Origin of the sequence: Planktothrix sp. FACHB-1355 (assembly GCF_014748295.1) — a bacterium.
Classification (GTDB): domain Bacteria; phylum Cyanobacteriota; class Cyanobacteriia; order Cyanobacteriales; family Aerosakkonemataceae; genus Aerosakkonema; species Aerosakkonema funiforme_A.
On record NZ_JACJUP010000248.1, the window covers coordinates 1 to 7097 of the forward strand.

At 45.7% G+C, this 7097-nt stretch carries 5 protein-coding genes, 1 tRNA gene and 2 pseudogenes; 2 read left to right on the forward strand and 6 right to left on the reverse strand.

Annotated elements, in window-relative coordinates; all coding sequences use genetic code 11:
• The 4 genes and pseudogenes from H6S82_RS12870 to H6S82_RS12885 all read right to left on the reverse strand — a co-directional run.
• A pseudogene (locus H6S82_RS12870) lies at window positions 1-871 on the reverse strand (transposase); the annotation flags it as partial.
• 80 nt (window positions 872-951) lie between these two features.
• Complete coding sequence (ltrA, locus tag H6S82_RS12875) at window positions 952-2679, reverse strand: group II intron reverse transcriptase/maturase (RefSeq protein WP_190475672.1); 1728 nt, start codon at window positions 2677-2679, stop codon at window positions 952-954.
• Between the two features lie 621 nt (window positions 2680-3300).
• Window positions 3301-3660, reverse strand: a pseudogene (locus H6S82_RS12880) (helix-turn-helix domain-containing protein); the annotation flags it as partial.
• A 536-nt stretch (window positions 3661-4196) separates the two neighbouring features.
• Entirely contained in the window at window positions 4197-4316 is a 120-nt protein-coding gene (locus H6S82_RS12885) for a photosystem II reaction center X protein (RefSeq protein ID WP_190475674.1), read from the reverse strand.
• 235 nt (window positions 4317-4551) lie between these two features.
• On the opposite strand from H6S82_RS12885, the gene H6S82_RS12890 reads away from it, so the two are divergent.
• Window positions 4552-4845, forward strand: coding sequence for a YggT family protein (locus tag H6S82_RS12890; RefSeq protein WP_190475680.1), 294 nt, complete (start codon window positions 4552-4554; stop codon window positions 4843-4845).
• Window positions 4846-4950: 105 nt separating this feature from the next.
• Here the strand turns inward: H6S82_RS12890 and accC are convergent, their stop codons facing one another.
• Together accC and H6S82_RS12900 are read right to left on the reverse strand one after the other, a co-directional pair.
• On the reverse strand, window positions 4951-6321 hold the full coding sequence (accC, locus tag H6S82_RS12895) for an acetyl-CoA carboxylase biotin carboxylase subunit (protein ID WP_190475676.1): 1371 nt from the start codon (window positions 6319-6321) through the stop codon (window positions 4951-4953).
• A 31-nt stretch (window positions 6322-6352) separates the two neighbouring features.
• Window positions 6353-6559, reverse strand: a complete 207-nt coding sequence (locus tag H6S82_RS12900) for a hypothetical protein (RefSeq protein WP_190475678.1) — start codon at window positions 6557-6559, stop codon at window positions 6353-6355.
• 128 nt (window positions 6560-6687) lie between these two features.
• Here H6S82_RS12900 and H6S82_RS12905 point away from each other — a divergent pair.
• A tRNA-Leu gene (locus H6S82_RS12905) sits at window positions 6688-6768 on the forward strand.
• Window positions 6769-7097: the final 329 nt, after the last annotated feature.

Here is a 7097-nt window from a genome sequence, read left to right on the forward strand (position 1 = left end):
AAAGTGCATACTCAACCTTTTGGGTTACTCTACTGAAGCCAGCCATCCCTCCGTAAAGGATTTCGGCTGAACGAATCGCACCTTTAAGAACGGAATGCCCTACCGCTCTGTTCTTTATATTGATGGCTGCGTTATGGTCACGGTCTAGCTCATATCCACATGAGCAACTATGCCAGCGAATATGCAGTTTTTTGGGTACTTTTTTACCGCAATTGGAGCAATCTTGTGAGGTGTTATGAGCGCTTACTGGGATTACCAACAAACCAGCATTTTCGGCTTTATTTGTCAGTATCGACAGAAAGTTTGACCACCCAGCATCCAACACAGATTTAGCTAATCGGGTACGAGCAAGACCTTTTACATTCAGATCTTCATGAGCTACCACGTCATATTTTGATAGCAGATAATTAGCTGTCTTGAAGTGGAAATCTTTCCGCTTGTCTGCAACTTTCTTGTGTTGCTTTCCTAGTTGCTTGATGGCTTTAAGTCTACCGTTGCTTCCCTTTTTTCTACGTGATACCCGTTTTTGAATAACCCGCAGACGTTTTTGCGCTTTACGGTAGTGTTGAGGAATAGTAACAGTTTCACCTTCGGAAGTTGTCAAGAATTCCTTCAACCCTACATCAATACCGGTAATTAACTCAGGATTGAAATCTGGCTTTATCTCAGGAACAGTTTTATCTTCTAAAGAGAGCGTTACATAGTAGCCATCAGATTTCTTGGTGATAGATACTGTCTTAACCTTAAAACCATCTGGTATTGGACGATGCAACACAACCTTGATTTTTCCAAGCATTGGGAGGTTAATCAGGCTACCCTGGAAACATCCATCTTTCATCTGAGGATAAATGAATGTGCGGTAACGATTACGAGGCTTGTCGGGTAAGAGAGGATACGTCGCCGTACCTCTCTCCCCTAAGAACCGGACGTGACAGTTCCCCATCATCCGGCTCAAGCTCTCTTGTACACAGGTTGCTGCCCACTATGTAGGTGTTTGTGGCATTCTTTGTGGACATGAACTAAGTTATTCACTTCGTCGCTGCCTCCGTTAGCCACTTCTACTTTATGGTGGGTATCAATGCGTTCCCCATTGAAGAGGTGTTCACCGCAGATTGGGCATCGCCAGTTTTGGTTTTGCGCTATTAGATATAGCTTGGAACCTTTGGCGAAGTATGCTTTGCCATACCTGGTTTGTCGCTGTTCCCAGTACATTCTCAGTGTTGGGTCGTCGGGTGACGCCCTCTCTTTGACTTTGATGTGTCGGGTGATTTCCGTAGTAGCCATCTTGAAGATGAAGCTTTCTTTGGATTTTCCCCTTCTGTCTCTGGCTTTAGCTGTGAATACCCAATGGTCGCCCTTTATTCTTCCAAAATATCGGGGGATGACCCATTCCACTCCTTTGTTGGGATGTCTTTTCTTTGCCCATCTGATGAGCAACTTTACCATCCTGTGGTCGAAGTAGTTGAATGTGCGGCTGCTTACTCCATGTTTATAGTAGTTTGCCCAACCCCTCAGTATTGGGTTCAGGACACTGATGACCGTTTCCGGTTGGACGTTCGGATGTTCGTCTAACCAGGTTTTTATTTGGTTTATTTTGTCCTTTACTTTTTCCTGTTGGGGCTTGATGAGGCATTTGCCTTGGTATTGCTTTATATTGAACCCCAGAAAGTTAAAACCTTCTGAGATATGTTTGATTTGGGTCTTTTCCTCATTGAGTTGTAGACCCTTTTTGGCTAACCAGGCTTTTATTTCCGGCAGGATTGCTTCTATTTCTTCCTTAGTTTCAGCAGTGACTATGAAGTCGTCAGCGTAGCGGATAAATCCATACTTCCTGTACTTATGTTTGCTATGGACTTTTTTATTTCCGTACTGGTACGTTTTTCCCCACTTGGTTTTTGTGAGGCTTCCCAGCCATTCGTCCATTCCATCTAACGCGATGTTGGCTAGTAAGGGTGAAATGATTCCGCCTTGCGGGGTGCCGCTTTCCGTTTCATGGAATACTTCTGATTCGATGTATCCTGCCTTCAGCCACTGTTTAATTAACTCTCTTCCCGGTATTTCTCCGATAGTTTTGAGTACATATTCGTGACTGATGTTGTCAAATGCTCCCTTGATATCGGCGTCTAATACCCAAGTGTCTTTGCCTTTTTGTAGTCTGGCGAAGCACTGTTCTATGGCATCGTGACATCCTCTACCCGGTCGAAAGCCGTAACTGTTTGCCTCAAAGCGGGCTTCCCAGATTGGCTCTAGGGCATTTTTGACTATTGCCTGTGCGATGCGGTCGTTAACGGTCGGAATTCCTAGTGGACGGCGTTTGCCATTGGATTTTGGTATATATATCCTCTTGGTTGGCTTGACCCTCCAAGGTTGGAAGTCTTTCCATTCATTGACTAGCTTCACCCTGTCTTGGGGTGTTTTCACCTTTTGACCATCTGTGCCTGCTGTTCGCTTGCCTTGATTGTCTTGGGTTACTCTTCGCACGGACACAAGAAGATTGGAGTAACTTCGCATTAGCAATTTCATCAGGTTTCTCACCTGATTCCATCGCTTTTCCTGTGTAGCACGATAAATTCTGTGTCTCAGGTTCTTAATCCTTTTGTTCACGGTCTTCCAGTTAATGTCAGACCATTCTGCTAAGGCTTCCTTGGCTCCGATGTCCTTACGGACTCTATCTTTCACTTTCGGTTCAGTTCCTTATACTTCCGATTTATCGTTGAGAACCTGTTGGAAGTCTGCCATCTTTCAATGTGAGGCAAATTTTGAACCTCTATCCCTTGCATTACCAAAGGCGTTCGCTTTCTCCAACATCCTTTACCCTCTAGATAGTTCCATCTTCCTTACGGTTGACCTACTCACAATATCGACCATTTCTTGCGAGAATCTATAGGGCTTACTGTAGTTTCGAGTGTGTGAGATTTGTTAGGGGTTAGGTTCCATCTATACTCCGGTAGGACTCTGTTCTGTCGTCTTGCGGAAAATTCAGCCGTCAAGACCACCTACTCACCTTTTGGTCAGAGTGTATAAGCCTTATTTCACTCTTTAAGACTGACGAAGCTTCTTCGATGATTCACTTGCGTTAACCTTTCCCTAACTTCCCCTTGCCCTTTCCCAGATTAGGCTTCCAGGTTTGGATACTTTCGTGGTCTGCATTCCGTTAGATTCATTATTTACTACTAACGTGACCGGAGTCTGAGACTCTTTTACGTGGGGATAGTGGGACAGAATCCACTAGGAAAGACGGCTTTCCTCTCACTTTGTTGGTTGTTGTACCTACAATTCACTCAACTTTCTACATCGCACAAATCTCGGTTTTCCACTACGCTTACCATTCCTATCACCCTTTAAGAAACGGTCAAATGTTACCTTTACTCGCTTGACTACATCCTGAAGAACTTGAGAATAGATTTCGCTATACCAAGGATGAGTTTTCTTAAGTTGAGGTGGCGTTTTCTTTTGGTAATAATAATCCGGATTGTCTCGTAGTTCTGGCAGATGACAAACAAGAGGGCAAGCGTTGATATAACAGCGGTTTTGCTCGTACCAATTAAACCTATCAGCCAATAGATAGTTGTACTGGCTGCACAACATTGATAACCATCTGTCAATCTTATCTACTTGTTGTTTTGTTGGACGTAATCGGTATTGATATGCTGTTCTCATCGTTGTCCTCCTTGACCATTATGTTAGCATTATCGTGTTCGCGATGGCAACACAACATGAAAGACAAAAACCTTCATATTCGGTTATCCGAAAAACGACTCAATAAGCTGAGAGCAATTGCGGCAGAAAGAGAAAAGACTATTACTCAGATGGTAGAAGAATGGATTGATCGACTATCCTCTACATCTATTGGTTGACTCCGTACCTCCGTCAACCGCGCATTCATCCCACGCCTCCCTACGGGTAGGACGTGGGGCTTCTGCTGTTTAAGCTAAAGTTTAAGGATTTTTGCTCTGTAAGCTTTAGCTAAATTTAACTGTATTTTCCCAAGGTAAATCAGCGCCATCGCTCTTTTCAATTTCTATAACAAAACAAAGCTGCCAGATGTCTCTACTCAACTTCCCATAAAAAAGCAGAACGGACGCTTTTATTTTCAAATCTGGTAAAGCGTGCCGTTCGACATTATTCTACGGTTTGCATTCACAGCGAAAGTATCGCTCGCTTGTCTGTGGGGTTTTCCAGACAGCAAGATGCGATTAAGAACGCTGAATTTTATCGCTCTGGCTAATAAAGATTAGCCCTACAACCACGGGGATGACGACAATCAATAGACCTGCGAGCAGACTGTAGAGAAAGTTTGCTAATGAAGGAGTCATGATACCAGCCTCTTTTACAAGAATTATCGTTTTCTCATTTTAGCGATCGCACGCCACCTTGAAAAGCTTTGCCGGACGCCAGTTACGGCAAGGCGGTAGCAGCGAGTCGCTCCGTGTTTAATTATAGGGGTGGCTCAATTTTTTCACAAATCTTAAAATTATAACCAGTGCAGCGGCAGGCATTGCCCCTGTGACAGAATACCCAGAAGCTTTTCGATCGCACCCCATACCTTTTATGACCGCGACTTCCTTTGCCAGTTTGATTCTTGGCTCCTTGCTAGGAGTAATGATTCTCCTATTTATCTTTCGGATTATACTGACCTGGTATCCCCAGGTAAATTTGAATAGCTTTCCGTGGAATACGATCGCTTTGCCGACCGAACCTTTTCTGGTGGTGACTAGAAAGCTTGTGCCACCGATAGGCGGCGTGGACATTACCCCGATTATCTGGGTGGGAATTTGTAGCCTGCTGCGAGAGATCCTCATCGGTCAGCAAGGTATTTTAACCATGATGGCGCTTAAGGGCTAGGGACTAGGGCATCGGGGCTAGGGGAAGAGGGAAAAGGGAAGAATTTTGACTTTTGACTTTTGACTTTTGACTTTTGACTTTCCCCGCTCTCCCACTCCCCCGCGACTACTTCTTACCCTTACCTTTCTCCTCGTTTCGCATAATTTGTTCGACGAAATTGGTATAGACCTCACCGCGCAAAAAAGCCTGCGTTTCGAGGATCTTTTGATGAAAGCCAATGGTAGTGGGCAATCCGGTGATAGCACATTCCCGCAGGGCGCGTTTCATACGCTCGATCGCCCCTTGGCGATCGGGTGCCCAAACGATTAACTTACCAATCAGCGAGTCGTAATAGGGCGGAATTTCGTAATCGGTGTAAACGTGGGAATCCATACGGACGCCATTACCCCCCGGTGGGAGGTAGCCGCTGATCCGTCCGGGAGAAGGCCGAAAATTCAGATCCGGATCTTCTGCGTTAATGCGACATTCTATAGAATGTCCTCGCAGAACCACATCATTTTGAGTCAAACTGAGTTTTTCTCCCTGTGCGATGCGGATTTGCTCCGCTACTAAGTCTAAACCGGTAATCATTTCCGTGACGGGATGTTCGACTTGAATGCGGGTATTCATTTCCATGAAATAAAAGTTACCCGATCGATCCAAGAGAAACTCAACCGTACCAGCACCAACATAGTCGATCGATTTAGCAGCCATAACTGCCGCCATACCCATTTTGTCGCGCAATTCCGGCGATAGAGCGGGACTCGGCGCTTCTTCGAGCAATTTTTGGTGGCGTCGCTGAATAGAGCAATCTCGTTCGCCCAAGTGAATCACATTACCGTAACTGTCGGCTAAAATTTGAAATTCAATATGTCGGGGACGTTCGATAAATTTTTCTAAATAAACGCCGGGATTTCCAAACGCAGCTTCCGCTTCTCCCTGTGCTGCGTGGAAGAGTTTGAGGAATTCGCTTTCTTCTCGTACCAGACGCATTCCTCGTCCGCCACCGCCAGCGGTAGCTTTGATCATCACAGGATAGCCAATTTCAGCAGCGATCGCCATTGCTTCCTTCTCATCTGAGAGCAACCCATCGCTACCGGGAACCGTAGGCACACCCACCCGCTGCATAGTTTCCTTAGCAGTCGATTTATCTCCCATTGCCCGAATCGCTGCGGGAGATGGGCCAATAAAAACTATCTGGTGATCGGCGCAAATTTCGGCAAACTTGGCATTTTCGGCCAAAAATCCATATCCGGGGTGAATTGCCGTAGCATTGCGCGTCAGCGCTGCGGCAATGATGTTGGGAATATTGAGATAACTTTTGCTGCTGGGAGGTTCGCCAATACAAACCGCTTCGTCAGCAAGTTGGACGTGGAGAGCGTGGCAGTCAATGGTAGAGTGAACGGCAACCGTAGAAATTCCCATTTCTTCGCAGGTGCGGAGAATGCGTAGGGCAATTTCGCCGCGATTAGCAATTAATATCTTAGAAAAACGCATTTTCCAGCTTTCGGATCGACGAGCGGTAACACTAAACCTCGGCAGCTTCTTTGGCGGCTTGTTGATGGCGACACCGACGCTTGAGGCGAAGCAGCTTTTTGTCTTCGGCTGTTAATCCTATCACGGTGTTGAGGACTACTTGCTGGTGAAGTGTTGCAGAACCCGGCTTTTGGCGCGATTCCTTAATCAATCGCAACATTGGCAAAAAGTCAAAAGGAAGAGGGAGTGGGGGAGTCAAAAGTCAAAAGTCCACCTCTTCCCTCTCCCTCTCCCTCTCCCTCTTTCCCCAACGCCCTAGTTATACAGTTGCCAATGCGAACAAAAGTAAGCTAGTATAACTAATGGGTTGCTAAAGTTACCCCAAACGCGGATGTGGCGGAATTGGTATACGCGCACGCTTGAGGTGCGTGTGGCTTGTCCTTGTGAGTTCGAGTCTCACCATCCGCATTAAATAAATGGTTTCGTTTTTTCTGCCTCGTGCAGTGGCATCTTAAAAAGATTGCCGTTGCACGAGGCAAAACTTATGTTAACCTTCCATCGCAGCCTGGGCGAGATTGCTCTGAGGTATCGGAGAAAAACAAATTTTTGAACTTCTTTATAATAATAAGCAGGTGCTAACTTGTCGGCTGAATGTTTGGGATACAGGAAAAAATGCTTTAGAAGCTTTTGATACTTATCGCAATTTGGATTTTAGTTACCGAAAACCGTGCGTGAAAGCCCCTGGCTTTAGACATGGGGATGAAACGCACCTGGCGATTTTAATCGCCGTCAAGTCC